The following is a 16,280-nucleotide window of genomic DNA, read 5'->3' as shown; positions in this document are numbered from 1 at the left end:
GAACGCTAGGGGCGGCGGCCGAGCACCACGACGACGAGGGCCGGCACGGCGAGGACGAGCATGGCGGTGAGGATGATGCGGAGGCCGAGTTCTGGGACGAGCGTCCAGACGGCGGCGACGGCCAGCAGCGTGACGACCACGATGCCGATCCGCTGCCGCCGGCTGCGGTGGTAGATCCGGCCGTCCCGGCCGAAACGCGGCTTCAGTCTCTTCACGAGGGCACGGCGACGGTCCCGGCGGGCCACTCTCCGGGCGCGGGCGGCCTTCTCCCGGTCCAGGACGGCGAGCCGCTCGGCCCGCCGCCGGGCACGTTCCTTGCTCACGGAAGTGTCTTGACCCAGTTGCTGAGCAGCGCGAAACCGGCGTCCGCCGACTTCTCCGGGTGGAACTGGGCGGCGCTCAGCGCACCGGCCTCCACCACCGCCGCGAACGGCAGGTCGTGACTCGCGGTGGTCACCTTCGCTTCGCTCAGCAGATCGAGATCCTGAGCGGCGTACGAGTGGACGAAGTAGAACCGCGCCTCCCCGTCGAGTCCCGCGAGCAGCCGGGACCCGTCCGGAACGGCCACCGTGTTCCACCCCATGTGCGGGATCCGCTCGGCGGACAGCTTGGTGACCGAGCCGGGCAGCAGCCCGAGCCCCTTGGTCTCCACCCCGTGCTCCACCCCGGACTCGAACAGGATCTGCATGCCGACACAGATGCCGAGCACCGGCCGGCCGGCCGCCACCCGCTCCGCGATCACCGGCCCGGCCTCGAGGGCCTCGATCCCGGCCATGCACGCCGCGTACGCCCCGACGCCGGGCACGACCAGCCCGTCCGCCTCGGCCGCCCGCGACAGATCGCTGGTCACCGTGACGTCCACCCCGGTACGGGCGACCGCCCGCTCCGCGCTGCGCAGGTTCCCCGACCCGTAGTCGAGGATCACCACGGACGTCACAGCACACCCTTGGTCGACGGCAGCGACCCGGCGTTGCGCGGGTCGATCTCGACGGCTTCGCGCAGCGCCCGAGAGAACGCCTTGAACTGGGCCTCCACCACGTGGTGCGCGTCCGGGTGACCGCCGGGACGGCAGGCGCGCAGCACGTCCACGTGCAGGGTCACCTTGGCGGCGTGGCCGAACGCCTCGAAGATGTGCCGGGTCATGCTCGTCGCGTAGACCGGGCCGATGTACGGCGTGAGCAGCGGCTCGTCGTGCACCACGTAGGGCCGGCCGGACAGGTCGACGGCGGCCCGGACCAGCACCTCGTCCATCGGGATCGTGGCCGAGCCGTACCGCCGGATGCCGCGCTTGTCGCCCAGCGCGGTCGCGAACGCCTCGCCGAGTGCGATCGCGGTGTCCTCCATGGTGTGGTGCGAGTCGATCTCCAGGTCGCCCTCGCACCGGACGGTGAGGTCGAACCCGCCGTGCTTGGCGAGCTGGTTGAGCATGTGGTCGTAGAAGCCGACCCCGGTGCTCAGGTCGCCCTTGCCGGTGCCGTCGAGGTCGATCTCGATCAGCACCTTGGTCTCATTGGTGACGCGGTCGATCCGCGCGGTCCTGCTCACAGCACTTCCTCGCTTCGCTCGTCAGTGCCGCGAGCGGAAACCCCGGCACCGTGCTCGTCGGGCCCGCTTCCCTCGCGCGAGAGGATCTCCTCGGCGGCGTCCAGGAAGGCGGTGGTCTCGTCCTCGGTTCCGGCGGTGACCCGCAGCCAGCCGGCCAGGCCGACGTCGCGGATCAGCACGCCCCGATCCAGGAACTGCTGCCAGGCGGCTCGCTGGTCGTCCCCGGTACGGAACAGCACGAAGTTGGCGTCGCTGTCGGCGACCTGGACGCCCCGGCCGCGCAGCACGGAGACGATCCGGTCACGCTGGACCTTGATCTGCTCGACGGTGGCGAGCAGCGCCGCGCTCTGCGAGACGGCGGCCCGCGCGGCGGCCTGGGTCAGCGCGCTGAGGTGGTACGGCAGGCGCACCAGCTGGACCGCGTCGACCACGGCCGGATCGGCGGCGAAATAGCCCAGCCGGCCGCCGGCGAACCCGAACGCCTTGCTCATGGTCCGGGTCACCACCAGCCTCGGGTGCCCGGGCAGCAGCTCGATCGCGCTGCGGGTGCCGGCCCGGGCGTACTCGAAATAGGCCTCGTCGACGAGCACCATGCCGCGGGCCGCACCCAGCACCGCGTCGATCACCGCGGGGTCCAGGGCGGTGCCGGTCGGATTGTTCGGCGAGCAGAGGAAGACCAGGTCCGGGTCGTGCCGGTGGATCTCGGCGACCGCCGCGTCGGCTCGCAGCCCGAAGTCGGGGTCGCGGAGCGCGCCGATCCAGCGGGTGCCGGTGCCGGCCGCGAGCAGCGGGTGCATCGAGTAGGACGGGCCGAACCCGAGAGCCGTCCGCCCCGGGCCGCCGAACGCCTGAAGCAGCTGCTGCTGCACCTCGTTCGACCCGTTGGCGGCCCACACCGACTCGTGGCCGAGGCCGTGGCCCAGGTAGGCGGCCAGGTCGGTGCGCAGCGCCACCGCGTCCCGGTCCGGGTACCGGTTCAGGTCGGCGAGCTCGGCGTCGAGGGACTTGCGCATCGCCTCGATCACCGGCTGCGGGACGGCGAAGGCGTGCTCGTTGGTGTTCAACCGGACGGCCACGTCCAGCTGCGGGGCGCCGTACGGCGTCTGTCCCCGCAGATCGTCCCGGATCGGCAGATCGTCGATCGTCGTCACTGCTTGAACCTCGCCTTGACCGCGTCGCCGTGCGCCGGCAGATCCTCCGCGTTCGCCAGGGCCACCACGTGCCCGGCGACGTCCCGGAGAGCGTCCTCGGTGTACTCCACGATGTGGATGCCGCGCAGGAACGACTGCACCGACAGCCCCGACGAGTGCCGGGCACAGCCGGCGGTCGGCAGCACGTGGTTGGAACCGGCCGCGTAGTCGCCCAGCGACACCGGCGCGAACGCGCCCACGAAGATCGCCCCGGCGTTGCGGACCCGCATCGCCCACGAGCGCGCGTCCCGGGTCTGGATCTCCAGGTGCTCGGCGGCGTACTCGTCGACGACGCGCAGGCCCTGCTCCAGGTCGTCGACCAGGACGATCCCGGACTGCTCGCCGGTCAGCGACGTGCGCACCCGCTCCTGGTGCTTCGTCGTGGCGACCTGCTTCTCCAGCTCCACCTCGACCGCGTCGGCCAGCGCCGGCGAGTCGGTGACCAGCACGCTCGCGGCCAGGGGGTCGTGCTCGGCCTGGCTGATGAGGTCGGCGGCGACGTGCCGCGGGTCGGCGGTCTCGTCGGCCAGGATGGCGATCTCGGTCGGCCCGGCCTCCGCGTCGATCCCGACCCGGCCCTGCAGCAGCCGCTTCGCCGCGGTCACCCAGATGTTGCCCGGCCCGGTGATCACGTCGACCGGCTCACAGCGGTCACCCTCGTCGACGCCGTCCGAGCCGTAGCCCAGCATGGCGATCGCCTGGGCGCCGCCGACCGCGTACACCTCGGTCACGCCGAGCAGCGCGCACGCGGCGAGCACCCGCGCGTCCGGCAGGCCGTTGTTGGCGGCCTGCGGCGGCGATGTCACCACCAGACCCTCGACACCGGCCTCCTGAGCGGGCACCACGTTCATCACCACTGTCGACGGGTAGACGGCCAGGCCGCCCGGCACGTAGAGCCCCACCCGGCGCACCGGCACCCAGCGCTCGATCACCGTGCCGCCGTCGACCACCTGGGTGGTCACGTCGGTGCGGCGCTGGTCGGCGTGCACCTTGCGGGTCCGCTTGATCGCCTCGAGCAGCGCGGCGCGCACCTCGGGGTCGAGCGTCTCAGCGGCCGCGGCGATCGCCTCGGCCGGCACCCGCAGGCGCTCCAGGGTGACGCCGTCGAATCTCTCGGTCGCCTCCCGGATCGCGCTGAAGCCATGCTCATGGACCGCCTCGACGAGCGGGCGAATCCTCTCGACGGCCACGGAGACGTCGAGCTGGGCACGGGGCAGCAGTCCGCGCGGGTCCCGACGGGCGCCGCGCAGGTCGATCCGATTCAGCACGCCGCCCAGTCTAGGCCGCCGCCAAACCGGGTTTCCCTCCGGCGACGCCCTCGGCCCGGACCGTGGGATCTCGATACGGCCACCACGAACGCCCGAGGGCTCCCGGCCGGCGGCCGGCACGCCGGTGATCAGGAGAGCCGGGCACGCGAGATCCGACGGCACCGAGGCGCGATATCGATCACAGCCGAGACGATGCGGCCGAATAGCGGCGGTCGCGACTCTCGCGGCGGGTTGACCATGGTCTTGCGGGGACTAGGCTGAACGCGTGAGCGATCGGCTGCCGGTCTTCCCGCTGAGCACGGTGCTCTTCCCCGGTCTGGTGCTGCCCCTGCACATCTTCGAGGAGCGTTACCGCGCCCTCGTGCGTGAGCTGGTGGCCAGTTCGGCGGAGACACCGCACGAGTTCGGCGTGGTCACGCTGCGCCACGGCAGCGAGGTCGCCCCGGACCCCGGCGAGGACGCCGCTCCCCCGCAGCCGCTGGTCGCCGCCGGTGATCTCTACGACGTCGGTTGCACCGCTGAGCTGCGCCATGTCACCGAGCTGCCGGACGGCCGCTTCGACATCATGACGGTGGGTCGGCGCCGTTTCACCGTCCTCAGCGTCGAGCAGGGCGCCGAGCCGTACCTCACGGCCCGTGTCCGCTGGCTTCCCGACGAGGAGGAGCCCAGCCAGACCGCCCAGATCCTGGCGCCGCGGGTGCTGACCGCCTTCCGCACCTACCTGGAGCTGCTGCGTCCCAACAGCGAGGTCCTCGACCAGGTGCCGGACGACGCCACCGTGCTGTCCCACCTGGTCGCCGCCACCGCCCAGCTGACCGTCGAGGAACGCCAGATGCTCCTGGCCATGCCCGACACCGCCAGCCGCCTCCGCGCCGAACTGCGCCTGCTCAACCGGGAGGCCGGCCTGCTAGCCCGGGTCCGCGCGGTCCCGGTTCCGCTCTCCGACCTGGCCCGCCCCGCCAGCCCCAACTGACCCGTACGCCGACCTGCTCTCCCCGCCGGGTCCGCTTCCTCCGGTGGATCGACGGCGACCAGCCCGCTACGGCGGTGGTCCGCTTCCGGTCCGCGGCTGTTCTCTCACACCATGCTCCGGTACGGGCCACGCAGCGTCCCGTGATTCGCGGCGGCCACGGCAGGCCCCGCCTCACCACCGTCGCCCGGTGCCACTCATGCATGCCCGTCCCGGTCAACCCCCGGCTGGTTGTCATTGCTGTCTCAGTAGCTGAGACAGCAATGACAACCAGCCGGACAAACCGCAACCGGACCGTTCCGCGCCGGGATCCGCTGCAGCAGCACCAGCCCCGTCCAGCGTGTGCATTTACGGCGCACCGTTCCACCCGAAGTCGACACGCTTCGATCGACGGGCGGCTCACACCGCTTTCCCGGTACGCCCGGGACAGCCCTCGACCGCGCCAGGTCAGCCCCGTCGCCCCGTGCGAGGTGCGCGCCGTAACACGGCCGGCGGGCGGGTCTACTCGGCTACGAGTCCCGCCGGTTCTGCTCGCCGCCGTGCGAAGGAGGCAGATCGGCGCCTGACGCGGCCGTCGGGTCCACCGGTGGCGGCCCATACGACGCCCCGGTGGGGTCGGTCCCCACCGGCGGCGGATGGGACGAGCCCTCCGGCCCGGCCCCGGCCGACGGCGCGTGAGGCGAGCCTCCGGCAGGCGGCGCGTAGGGCGTGGCTGCGCCAGACGGCGCGTAAGGCGATCCCGTCCTGGCCGGAGGCGTGTGATCGGCCGTCACCTGCGGCGCGTAGGGCGATCCCGTCCTGGCCGGAGGCGTGTGATCGGCCGTCACCTGCGGCGCGTACGGCGGTGGGGCGTCGTACGGCGGAGGATAGGCGTGATTCGGCCCATACCCCGGCTGGGCGCCCGGCAGATCGAGATCCGGATCGTTGGACCATCCGGCCAGCAGGGTGAGCACGATCGCCGCCACGAACGCCGGCACCAGTTTGGGCCCGGCCGCCTGCACCTCCGGCGGCGCCAGATAGGTCGCCCCGCGCGCCGCCGTCGCCATCCACTGCTCGTAGGCGCCCCGGCCGAGGAACTCGCCCGCCGCCGGCGCCACCCACCGGCCCGCCACATAGGCGCCGGCGACCACCCCGATCAGCAGCGCCGGCCCGCGGTCCCGGCGCAGCGCCAGCCACGCCCCGACCGCCACGATCAGCCCGAACCCGAGCCCGAGCAGCGTGAACCAGCCGTCGGCAGCGATGTACTGCTCCGGCGAGGGATCGGTGACCAGGATCCCCGACTCACCGGCGTCGACCACCGGGACCGTCGGCGCGAGCCATCCCCACGCCAGCCCGAGGAACACACCGAGCAGGGCGACCGCCACCGCTACCCCGAGCCCGGCCCGCAGCGTCCGCCGCCACGGCCGCGTGCTGCCCTGCAGCATGAACTGCCGCCAGTCCGGCCGCCGCGCAGCGAACCCGCCGTGCCCCGGCACCCCCGGCGGCCCACCGAACCCGGCCGGCCCCGCCGACATCCCGGGCGCGCCGGGGAACCCGCCGTGTTCCGGGGCTACGGGCGGCCCGGACATCCCCTCCCGCGGAGGGGGCGGTCCGGCCGGCTGCTCACTCGGGTGCACCCTGCGATCCTCCCAGATCAGCCCGCGCCGTCAGGCGACGGCCGACGGGCCGAGGATCATCTTGAGGTCGGCGCGCAGGGCCGGTGTCGCCGCGACCCGCAGCCCGCCGAGCCGCATGACCGTGGTCCGGCTGCCGTTCTGCAGGTGGACGTGCACCTCGGTGTCGCCGGGGTGGCTGACCAGGATCTCCTTGAGCTCGTCGACGAGCGGCGGCGTGCACCGGGTGATCGGCATCGTCAGGGTCACCGGCTTGCTATCCGGGTTGTGCGAGATGTCCGGGATGGACATGTCCATCGCCATGATCCGGGGGGCGCCGTCGCGGCGTTCGATCCGGCCCTTGACGACCACGATGGCGTCCTCGGCGATGTACTGCCCGACCAGCTCGTAGGTGTTCGGGAAGAACAGCGCCTCGACCCCGCCGGCCAGGTCCTCCAGGGTGGCCGACGCCCACGAGCGGCCCTGCTTGGTGATCCGCCGCTGCACGCCGGTGAGGATGCCGGCCAGGGTGACGACCGAGCCGTCCGGGACCGAACCCTCCTCGTTGAGCGCGGCGATGCTGGTGTCCGCCGCGTTCGCCAGCATCATCTCCAGACCGGCGAGCGGGTGGTCGGAGACGTAGAGGCCGAGCATCTCCCGCTCGAAGGCCAGTTTGTCGCGCTTGTCCCACTCGCTCTCGCCGATCGGCGGCATGCTGACCGCGGCCGATCCGCCACCGGCCTCGTCGCCGAACGCCCCGAACAGGTCGAACTGACCGGCGGCCTCGTTGCGCTTCACATCGGCGTACGCGTCGATGGCCTCGGCGTGCACCGCGAGCAGGCCCTTGCGGCTGTGCCCCATCGAGTCGAACGCGCCCGCCTTGATCAGCGATTCGATCGTCCTCTTGTTGCAGGCGACCGCGTCGACCTTGGACAGGAAGTCGTAGAAGTCGTTGTACTCGGATTTCTCCTTGCGGCACCGGACGATCGCCTCGACCACGTTGCCGCCGACGTTACGGACCGCGCCGAGACCGAACCGGATGTCCTTGCCGACCGGGGTGAACGGGCCGGCCGACTGGTTCACGTCCGGTGGGAGCACCTGGATGCCCATGCGGCGGCACTCCGCCAGGTACATGGCCATCTTGTCCTTGTCGTCGCCGACGCTGGTGAGCAGCCCGGCCATGTACTCCGCGGGGTAGTGCGCCTTCAGGTAGGCGGTCCAGAAGGACACCAGGCCGTACGCCGCGGAGTGCGCCTTGTTGAACGCGTAGCCGGCGAACGGCACCAGCACGTCCCACACGGCCTGGATGGCCTCGTCGGAGTAGCCGTGCTCCCGGCAGCCGTCACGGAACGGCACGAACTCCTTGTCGAGGATCTCCTTCTTCTTCTTACCCATCGCCCGGCGCAGCAGGTCGGCCTGGCCGAGGCTGTAGCCGGCGAGGATCTGCGCGGCGCGCTGCACCTGCTCCTGATAGACGATCAGGCCGTAGGTGGGCTCGAGGATCTCCCGCAGCGGCTCCTCCAGCTCCGGGTGGATCGGGGTGATCTCCTGGAGCTTGTTCTTGCGGAGCGCGTAGTTGGTGTGCGAGTCGACACCCATCGGGCCGGGGCGGTAGAGGGCCAGGACGGCGGAGATGTCCTCGAAGTTGTCCGGCTTCATCAGGCGCAGCAGCGACCGCATCGGCCCGCCGTCGAGCTGGAACACGCCCAGGGTGTCGCCGCGGGAGAGCAGCTCGTACGCCTTCGGGTCGTCCAGCGGCAGCGACAGCAGGTCGAGTTTCTGGCCGTGGTTGAGCTCGACGTTGCGGTTGGCGTCGTCGAGGATGGTCAGGTTGCGCAGGCCGAGGAAGTCCATCTTCAGCAGGCCGAGCGTCTCGCAGGTCGGGTAGTCGAACTGCGTGATGATCACGCCGTCGCTGGCCCGGCGCATCAGCGGGATGTGGTCGATGATCGGCTCGGCGGACATGATGACGCCGGCGGCGTGCACACCGGTCTGCCGGATCAGGCCCTCGATGCCCCGGGCGGTGTCGATGACCTTCTTGACGTCCGGGTCGGTCTCGTAGAGGCCACGGACCTCACCGGCCTCGGCGTACCGCTTGTCCTCTTTGTTGAAGATGCCGCCGAGGGTGATGCCCTTGCCCATCACGTCCGGCGGCATCGCCTTGGTGATCTTGTCGCCGACCGCGAACGGGTAGCCCAGGACCCGGGCCGAGTCCTTGATCGCGGCCTTGGCCTTGATCGTGCCGAAGGTGGCGATCTGGGCGACCTTGTCCTCGCCCCACTTCTCGGTCACGTAGCGGATCACCTCGGCGCGGCGCCGGTCGTCGAAGTCGATGTCGACGTCGGGCATCGAGACACGCTCGGGGTTGAGGAACCGCTCGAAGATCAGGCCGTGCGGGATGGGGTCGAGGTCGGTGATGCCCATCGCGTACGCCACCAGCGAGCCCGCCGCCGAGCCACGGCCGGGGCCGACCGCGATGCCGTTGTTCTTCGCCCACTGGATGAAGTCGGCGACCACCAGGAAGTACGCCGGGAAGCCCATCTGGATGATCACGCCGAGCTCGTAGTCGGCCTGCTTGACGTGCGTCTCCGGGATGCCGTCCGGGAACCGCTTGCGCAGGCCCTCGAACGCGACGTGCCGGAAGTACTCCTCCTCGGTGAACCCGTCGGGGATCGGGAACCGGGGCATCAGGTTCTTGAAGGTGAACATCCCGTCGATGTCCACCTTCTCGGCGACCAGCAGGGTGTTGCGGCAGCCCTGCTGCCACGCCTCCGAGGAGTCGACGGCACGCATCTGGTCGGCCGACTTCACGAAATAGCCGGAGCCGTCGAAGCGGAACCGGTTGGGGTCGGCCACGTTGCTGCCGGTCTGCACGCACAGCAGCACGTCGTGCGCCGCGGACTGCTCCTCGTGCACGTAGTGCGAGTCGTTGGTCACCAGCGGCGGGATGTCCAGTTTCCGGCCGATCTCCAGCAGGCCGTCACGGACCCGCTTCTCGATCGACAGACCGTGGTCCATGAGCTCCAGGAAGTAGTGCTCCTTGCCGAGCGCCTCCTGGTACATCGCGGCGGACTTGAGCGCCTCGTCGAAGTGTCCCAGCCGGAGCCGGGTCTGCACGATGCCGGACGGGCAGCCGGTGGTGCCCATGATGCCCTCGGCGTGCTCCGCGATGATCTCGAAGTCCATGCGCGGGTACTTACCGAGTTGCCCCTCCATGGAGCCGCGCGAGTTGAGCCGGAACAGGTTCTTCAGGCCGACCGCGTTCCGTGCCCACATGGTCATGTGCGTGTACGCACCGTTACCGGAGACGTCGTCCGACTTCTGCTCCGGACGGCCCCACTTGATCCGCTTCTTGTCCAGGCGGGACTCGGGAGCGACGTACGCCTCGACCCCGATGACCGGGGTGATCCCGGCGGATTTCGCCTGGTTGTAGAAGTCGTAGGCGCCGTGCATGTTGCCGTGGTCGGTGATCGCCGCGGCCGGCATGCCGAGCCGTTTCGCCTCCGCGAGGAGTTCCTTGATCCGGGCCGCCCCGTCGAGCATTGAATACTCTGTGTGCACGTGCAGGTGCACAAACGAGTCAGACACCCGGAACCCCCTCTTCCGTTGACGGTGCCGTGCAGCCTAGTCCCGGCGTACGACAAGTTGAGACCCTCGTCGACGGCGAACCGTCGGCGCTGAACGAAAACCTACTCCGCGAAGGGCTCCAACATCACCGACGCCGCGCGCAACCACGCCTGCCGCGTCTCCTGCTGGAGATCCCCGTACTCGATGGAGGAGCCCACCTCGAGCGCCGGGTCGTAGGGCACCACGGCGACCGCGCGGGTACGGGTCGCGAAGTGCTTCCGGAAGTCCTCCAGCAGCGGCAGGTGGCCCGGCGAGGGGCAGGAGATGAGCGTCACGGCGCTGGACACCATCTCGCCCATCCCGCTCTCCTCGAGCACGTCGAGCATCCAGTCCGCGGTGAACGCGGCGTCCTCCCGCGGCACCGTGGTGATCACCAGCTGGTCGGCCGACCGCATCACGGTCTGCCAGTTCACGCTCTCCACGTTGTTGCCGGTGTCCACGCAGATCACGTCGTGGGTGCGGCGCAGCAGGTCCATCACGCGGCGCACGGTGGCCTGGTCCAGCCGAGCAGCGAACCGCGGGTTCTCCTCGCCGGCCAGCACGTCGTAGGAGCCGTCCGAGGCGTGCCGCAGGTAGGCGTCCAGCTCCTGGAGCAGGACGTCGCCGTGCAGGCCCTCGATCCGCATCAGGTCGGCCAGGAGGTGCTTTATCGTCCGCGCGTGCCGGGCGCTGCCGGCCCGCAGGCCGAGGGTGCCGCGCAGCTCGTTGTCGTCCCAGGCGAGCACACCGCGCCCGCGGACGCTGCCGATGGTCGCCGCGGCCAGCACGGTCGCGGTGGTCTTGTGCACGCCGCCCTTGGGGTTGGCGAAGGCCAGCACCCGGGGCTGCCCGAGCTTGCGGCGCATCACCGACACGGCACGGTCCACGCCGTCGTCGGTGCGGCTCTGCCGCCATTCGATCCGCGCGGCGGCGGGCGCCGGCGAGACCGGCGCGGCGGCCCGTCCGGGCTGCGGGACCGGGGCCGGCGGTGGGGGCGCGACCGGTGGCGGGTACGCGGCGGGCTGTGGCACGTATCCGGTGACCGGCGGGGCGTACCCGCTGGGAGCCGCCGGCGGCGGGGCGTATCCGTTCGGCGGCGGATAGTCGCGGGCGGGGGCGGGCGCCGGCGGGTAGGCCGATCCGTACTCCCGCGCGGGCGGCGGCGGGGGTGGCGCGGACGGCGGGGGCGCCGCCGCGGACCGCTGCGGCGGGTCGAAGAAGCTGTGCGGCTGCTCGGTCTCGCCGCGGTTCTGCCAGCGCGGGTCGAGCGGGTTGATCGGCCGTTGCGGCATCGGCGGGCGCTGCTGCTCGGCGGGCCGCTCGAAGCCGCCCTGCCGGCTCGGCCGCGGGTCGAGCGGGTTGACCGGGCGGCCGACCGCCGCCGATCCCCGGCCCGGTTGCTGCTGTTGCTGGCCCCACTGCTGCTGCGGGGGTGTCTCCGGTTGCTGCGGAGCCTCCTCCGGCTCCTCGCTGCGGCCATGCCGGGCACGGTCGAGCAACGCCCGCCAGCGCGGGGCTGGTTCCGCAGGCCGGCCCCAGCCGGTCTCGGTCCCGTCCACGGCTCGTCCTTTCTGCGCCTACCCGACTACTTTCGCGGCGATGGTCTCGCCCGCCCCTGACAGGCTACGGAGGCAAACCCTATTCGGGCCACCGGCCGACCGCCCATCCCCCGGTCGTTCTTGATCACATGACGGCCCCCGGTCGTCCCTGCGTAACCCGGCCGAACGATGCGCGAACGGAGAACTTAACGGCCGGAATCGCCGCTGGATGCTCCCGGCGAGACATCCAACCCTTCATGAGCAGGGCTCGTATCCGTTGCAGAGGGTACGGCAACCGCCCCCTCGGAGGGGAATACGGCGGCGGAAGGCGTGCCGCCTGAATCATCCGGTGAGGTAGATGTCACATCCGTCCCGATCGACGACGGTAACGGTCCCGGGGGTCCGGAGGCAACGCCGGCCAGCCCGGACGGCACGCCTGCCGGGGCCGGCTCCGGCGACACCACCTCCACCTCCTCGGGCAGCGGCGGCCGGAACTCGGTCCGGTCCAGTTGCCGCACCTCCGGCGCCGGGTCCACCACCCGCACCCGGGGCCGGGCCGCGATCGTGCCGAGCACCGCGGGCGTGCCGCGCACCACCGCGGCGAAGACGCAGGCACACCCGGCCCGGTACGCGGCCGCCTCCTCGGCGGCGATCCGCGCGGCGGTCTCGTACGCCGCCCGCAGTCGTGTCTCGTTGCGACCGGAACCGGTCAGCTCCCGGCTCAGGCGCAGATAGTCGGCGCGTTCCCGGTCGCGGGTCAGCGCCGCCCCGAGCATGCCCGCCGTCACGTCCGCCGGCAGCCGGTAGACCGGGATGCGGACCACGGCGGTGCGGGCGCCGGCCACCGGGGCCCGCGTGTACACCTGGGCCACCTGACCACCCGCCAGCAGCCCGGCCAGCAGGCCCGCCTCGGTGTACTCACCGAAGGCGACGAGCGCCCAGGTGTCGCCGGCGACCGGCGCCGACGGGTCCACGAGCCGCGCCAGCTCGTCGCGGGACGAGTCGAGGTAGCCGGTGACCGACTGCCCCTCCACCACGCCCACCCGCAGCACATCGCCGGTCTCCGGCCGGATCGGGAGCTCCCGGTCGGCCCAGAAGACCACCAGGACCAGCGCTAAGGTAGCCGCCACCGCCGTTCCGGTCATGATCTGCAACCGGAGCGCGGAGCCCTCGAACCGGACGAGGACTGCCCGCATGCGATGCGCGGGGCCCACGTTGTCTCCCGACGGTCAGCCGGCGTCCTGGAGGACGTCCAGCGCGTGTTTCAGGTCGTCCGGGTAGTCGCTGACGAACCTGACCTCCTCGTACGTCCGGGGATGCGTGAACGCCAGCTCGCGCGCGTGCAGCCACTGCCGGTTCAGCTTCAGCCGGGCGGCGAGCGTCGGGTCGGCCCCGTAGGTGATGTCACCCGCGCACGGGTGCCGCATCGCCGAGAAGTGCACCCGGATCTGGTGCGTCCGTCCCGTCTCCAGCCGCACGTCCACCAGGCTGGCCGACCGGAACGCCTCGACCGTGTCGTAGTGGGTGACGCTCGGCTTGCCGCCGGACATCACCGCGAACTTGTAGTCCGCGGTCGGATGCCTGTCGATCGGCGCGTCGATGGTGCCTCGCAGCGGGTCCAGGTGCCCCTGGACCACGGCGTGGTACCGCTTCTCCACCTCGCGCTCCTTGAAGGCCCGCTTCAGGAAGCTGTACGCCTGCTCGCTCTTGGCCACCACCATGATGCCGGTGGTGCCCACGTCGAGCCGGTGCACGATGCCCTGCCGCTCGGCCGCGCCGCTGGTCGCGACGTTGTGCCCCATCGCGGCCAGCCCGCTGACCACGGTCGGGCCGGTCCAGCCGGGGCTGGGGTGGGCGGCGACGCCGACCGGCTTGTCCACCACCACGATGTCGTCGTCGCTGTAGATGATGCCCATGCCGTGCACCGGCGCGGGGACCAACGACGGCGGCGGCGCGGCCGGCGACGGCAGCGTCACCTCCAGCCAGGAGCCGGCCACCACCTTCTCCGACTTGGGGCGGGGCACCCCGTCGACCATCGCGTCGCCGGCCTCGACCAGCGTGGCGGCGGCGGTCCGGGAGAGCCCGAAGAGACGGGAGACGGCCTGGTCCAGCCGCATGCCGTCGAGCCCGTCCGGAACCGGCAGAGAACGCTGCCCACTCATGCCTTGTCCTCCGTCGCCCCGGCGGGGTCCGTCGCCCCGGCCGGAGCCGGGCTCTCCTTGGTGATCCGGCTGCCGTCGCGCTGCCGTCCGGTCAACTCCAGCAGCACCGCGAGGCACACACCGACGGTGAGGCAGCTGTCCGCGATGTTGAACACGGCGAACTTCTCCCCGTACGGCGCGAACACGCTGATCATGTCGACCACGTGGCCGTGGAACACGGCCGGCGCGCGGAACAGGCGGTCGCCCAGGTTGCCGAGCGCGCCGCCCAGCACCAGGCCCAGGGAGATCGCCCAGGGCACCGACCGCAGCCGGGTCGCCATCCAGACGATCACGCCCACCACCACGAAGGTGATCAGCGGGAACACCCAGGTGATCCCGCTGCCGAAGCTGAACGCCGCTCCGCTGTTGCGCAGCAGCGACAGGTAGATCAGGCCACCGAGGATGCGGACCGGCTCGCCGGGCTCCAGGTTCTCGGTGGACAGGTGCTTGACCCACTGGTCGACCACCACGGCGACCACCGCGGTGGCGGCCAGGACGGCCACGGCACGGGTCGCGAACCGTGGCGTGACCTGCTCGTCGGCGTTCAGCGTCGTTCCTCCAACTGCTTGCACGAGACACAGAGGGTGGCGGAGGGGAACGCAGCCAGCCGCTCGACCGGGATCTGGGTGCCGCACCGCTCACACCAACCGTAATTGCCCGACCCGAGCCGATCGATCGCACGTTCGACCTGTGTGATCCGCTCGAGCAGGTTGTTGGCCAGCGTGATCTCCTGCTCCCGCTCGAACGTCTTGGTGCCGGTGTCGGCCTGGTCGTCCCCGGCCGAGTCGGCGAGCCGCTCGCGCTGCAGCACGGTGATCTCACTGAGCGCCTGATCGTACTCGGCCTGCAGCTCGTCGAGCCGCGCGACCAGCGCCTCCCGGATCCGCTCGGTCTCCTCCGCGCTGCGGCTGCGGTCCACGGCCGGTGTGGCCGAGCCGGAACGGGTGTCGGTTGCCTTGGCCATCGTCGCTCCCTCGGCCGCGGCGAGCGCGGCGATCAACGGTTGCGGAACACCTCCGGCCGGCTCGCCGGGCCGCCCGTCTCGTGTCCCCTGGTCATGTCCCCGTGTCGGCTCGCATGGGCCCACCTGCACGAACGGCGCGGCGGGAACAACGGCCGCGCACTCGGCGAGGGTGGCAAGGATACGGAACGTGAACTATGCCGACAACCCGTCACCGCCCGCAGAAGGGACGAATCGTGGCAGAACGTCGAGGGCGCCGCCGGAAAACCGACGATACACCCCACGTGACTCTTTGATCACACGTCGCAGTCGCCGTCACGGAGTCCGGTGAGCCGCCGCTCCCACTCCGCTGCCGGGGCGGTCACCGTGAACACCTTGTCCCGGCTGGTCGCGCCGAGGCGCAGCGACACCTCGCCGGGCCGCACCCCGAGCGCGGCGGCCAGAGCCTTGCGGACCGCCTCGGTCGCCTTGCCGTCGACCGCGGGCGCGCCCACCGCGATGATCAGCGCCGGTCCGTGCGGTCCCTCATGACGGCCACCCACCCGGGTCCGCCCCGCGCCCGGCCGCACCCGCACCGGCACGGAGACGCCCGCCCCGGCTCTCAACGCTGATGCGCCACGGCGGCGACCAGACGGTCCACCGGCCGGCACAGGCCGCACGGGCTGAAACCGAGCTCGACCGCCTCGTTCACCGGCAGCGGCTCGGTGAGCCGGCCGACCAGATGCGGACAGTCGGCCATGTGGTAGCGGGGCCGGCCGTCGACGACCAGCACCTCGGTGTCGAACCGGGCCACCAGCACGGCGTCGGCGGGCCGCACCGACTGCGGCAGCGGCTCGTCGTCGGGATCGTCGTCGTCCGGCTCGTCGAACTCGTCGGCCTCGGCCGCGGTGGCCGGCCGCCACGCGTGCTCATCCGGATCCGTGGCGCGGGCGGCGGTACGGGGCGAATCAACCATGGAGTCGGAATCGGCATAGTCTGCGGGGACCGGCTCCCGGTCGCCCAGACGGGTGGCGGCGTCCCGGGCGCCGGCCGCCCGCGCCTCGTCCACGCCGGCCCGCTCGTAGCTGCCTGATTCGCCTGCGGACACCGTCGGCGCGGGGGCAGAATCGTCCGCGAAGGCCACCGGCTCGTCGAAGATCGCGGGAGCGGGCGGCGGGGGCGGATCGAGGTCGTCGAACTCGGGATCACGGCGGCCGGTCCGGCTCACCCGGGCGGCCGGCGCGGCGGAGGACTCAGCCGCGCGCCGTGCGGCCGCCTGCCGGAGGCCGATCACGAGAGCGACCGCGGCCAGCAGGCTGACCACGATCGAGGTTATGAGAAGACTGCTCGAGCCGTTGACGATGCCGAGCGCGAGAAACAGAACCGCGACGGGGATGAGCAGGAGAGTAGCAACGATCATGGCTCATCCT

Annotated in this window: 15 protein-coding genes; 1 reads left to right on the top strand and 14 read right to left on the bottom strand. The window is 71.7% G+C overall.

What is annotated here, in order from left to right; translation table 11 throughout:
- Nucleotides 1–5: 5 nt before the first annotated feature.
- Genes Aut01nite_RS37800 through hisD form a run of 5 tightly spaced genes read right to left on the bottom strand, consistent with a single transcriptional unit; the run spans nt 6 to nt 4,003 of the window.
- A complete protein-coding gene (locus tag Aut01nite_RS37800; RefSeq protein WP_043523801.1) occupies nt 6–323 on the bottom strand; it encodes a hypothetical protein in 318 nt (105 codons plus the stop codon).
- On the bottom strand, nt 320–937 hold the full coding sequence (gene hisH / locus Aut01nite_RS37795) for an imidazole glycerol phosphate synthase subunit HisH (protein WP_043523802.1): 618 nt from the start codon (nt 935–937) through the stop codon (nt 320–322). Before hisH ends, Aut01nite_RS37800 begins: the two co-directional genes overlap by 4 nt.
- Complete coding sequence (gene hisB / locus Aut01nite_RS37790) at nt 934–1,545, bottom strand: imidazoleglycerol-phosphate dehydratase HisB (protein ID WP_043523803.1); 612 nt, start codon at nt 1,543–1,545, stop codon at nt 934–936. Before hisB ends, hisH begins: the two co-directional genes overlap by 4 nt.
- Nucleotides 1,542–2,696 carry a histidinol-phosphate transaminase gene (locus tag Aut01nite_RS37785; protein WP_083998663.1) on the bottom strand — a complete coding sequence of 385 codons (1,155 nt, stop codon included), beginning with the start codon at nt 2,694–2,696 and terminating at the stop codon, nt 1,542–1,544. The genes hisB and Aut01nite_RS37785 overlap by 4 nt, the downstream gene beginning before the upstream one ends.
- On the bottom strand, nt 2,693–4,003 hold the full coding sequence (hisD, locus tag Aut01nite_RS37780; RefSeq protein WP_043523804.1) for a histidinol dehydrogenase: 1,311 nt from the start codon (nt 4,001–4,003) through the stop codon (nt 2,693–2,695). Before hisD ends, Aut01nite_RS37785 begins: the two co-directional genes overlap by 4 nt.
- A 265-nt stretch (nt 4,004–4,268) precedes the next feature.
- On the opposite strand from hisD, the gene Aut01nite_RS37775 reads away from it, so the two are divergent.
- Nucleotides 4,269–4,976 (top strand): LON peptidase substrate-binding domain-containing protein, encoded by a 708-nt coding sequence (locus Aut01nite_RS37775; RefSeq protein ID WP_043523805.1) that lies wholly within the window; start codon nt 4,269–4,271, stop codon nt 4,974–4,976.
- Nucleotides 4,977–5,482: 506 nt separating this feature from the next.
- Here Aut01nite_RS37775 and Aut01nite_RS37770 read toward each other — a convergent pair.
- From Aut01nite_RS37770 to Aut01nite_RS37730, 9 genes are all read right to left on the bottom strand, one after another.
- A complete protein-coding gene (locus tag Aut01nite_RS37770) occupies nt 5,483–6,589 on the bottom strand; it encodes a hypothetical protein (RefSeq protein WP_201775474.1) in 1,107 nt (368 codons plus the stop codon).
- 30 nt (nt 6,590–6,619) lie between these two features.
- Nucleotides 6,620–10,153: a DNA polymerase III subunit alpha gene (gene dnaE, locus Aut01nite_RS37765; protein WP_043523806.1), complete on the bottom strand. Its 3,534-nt coding sequence runs from the start codon at nt 10,151–10,153 to the stop codon at nt 6,620–6,622.
- A gap of 101 nt (nt 10,154–10,254) precedes the next feature.
- Nucleotides 10,255–11,730, bottom strand: coding sequence for a MinD/ParA family ATP-binding protein (locus Aut01nite_RS37760; protein ID WP_043523807.1), 1,476 nt, complete (start codon nt 11,728–11,730; stop codon nt 10,255–10,257).
- Between the two features lie 185 nt (nt 11,731–11,915).
- Entirely contained in the window at nt 11,916–12,923 is a 1,008-nt protein-coding gene (locus tag Aut01nite_RS37755) for a hypothetical protein (RefSeq protein WP_043523808.1), read from the bottom strand.
- Nucleotides 12,924–12,938: 15 nt separating this feature from the next.
- Nucleotides 12,939–13,871, bottom strand: coding sequence for an RluA family pseudouridine synthase (locus Aut01nite_RS37750; protein ID WP_043523809.1), 933 nt, complete (start codon nt 13,869–13,871; stop codon nt 12,939–12,941).
- A complete protein-coding gene (gene lspA / locus Aut01nite_RS37745; RefSeq protein ID WP_083998667.1) occupies nt 13,868–14,482 on the bottom strand; it encodes a signal peptidase II in 615 nt (204 codons plus the stop codon). Before lspA ends, Aut01nite_RS37750 begins: the two co-directional genes overlap by 4 nt.
- Nucleotides 14,455–14,874, bottom strand: coding sequence for a TraR/DksA family transcriptional regulator (locus Aut01nite_RS37740; protein ID WP_043523810.1), 420 nt, complete (start codon nt 14,872–14,874; stop codon nt 14,455–14,457). The genes lspA and Aut01nite_RS37740 overlap by 28 nt, the downstream gene beginning before the upstream one ends.
- Nucleotides 14,875–15,167: 293 nt before the next feature.
- On the bottom strand, nt 15,168–15,476 hold the full coding sequence (locus Aut01nite_RS37735; protein ID WP_043523811.1) for a DUF167 domain-containing protein: 309 nt from the start codon (nt 15,474–15,476) through the stop codon (nt 15,168–15,170).
- Nucleotides 15,473–16,270, bottom strand: coding sequence for a hypothetical protein (locus Aut01nite_RS37730; RefSeq protein ID WP_043523812.1), 798 nt, complete (start codon nt 16,268–16,270; stop codon nt 15,473–15,475). The genes Aut01nite_RS37735 and Aut01nite_RS37730 overlap by 4 nt, the downstream gene beginning before the upstream one ends.
- Nucleotides 16,271–16,280 lie beyond the last annotated feature (10 nt).

Source organism: Actinoplanes utahensis (assembly GCF_016862455.1).
GTDB lineage: Bacteria > Actinomycetota > Actinomycetes > Mycobacteriales > Micromonosporaceae > Actinoplanes > Actinoplanes utahensis.
The sequence above is the reverse complement of the archived record's forward strand: the minus strand, read 5'-3'. Positions and strand labels throughout refer to the sequence as shown.

What these genes read in the sequence shown, in the direction of transcription:
- Aut01nite_RS37750 (WP_043523809.1), bottom strand. Translation starts at nt 13,871, where the DNA reads ATGAGTGGGCAGCGTTCTCTGCCGGTTCCGGACGGGCTCGACGGCATG.
- Aut01nite_RS37740 (WP_043523810.1), bottom strand. Translation starts at nt 14,874, where the DNA reads ATGGCCAAGGCAACCGACACCCGTTCCGGCTCGGCCACACCGGCCGTG.
- Aut01nite_RS37730 (WP_043523812.1), bottom strand. Translation starts at nt 16,270, where the DNA reads ATGATCGTTGCTACTCTCCTGCTCATCCCCGTCGCGGTTCTGTTTCTC.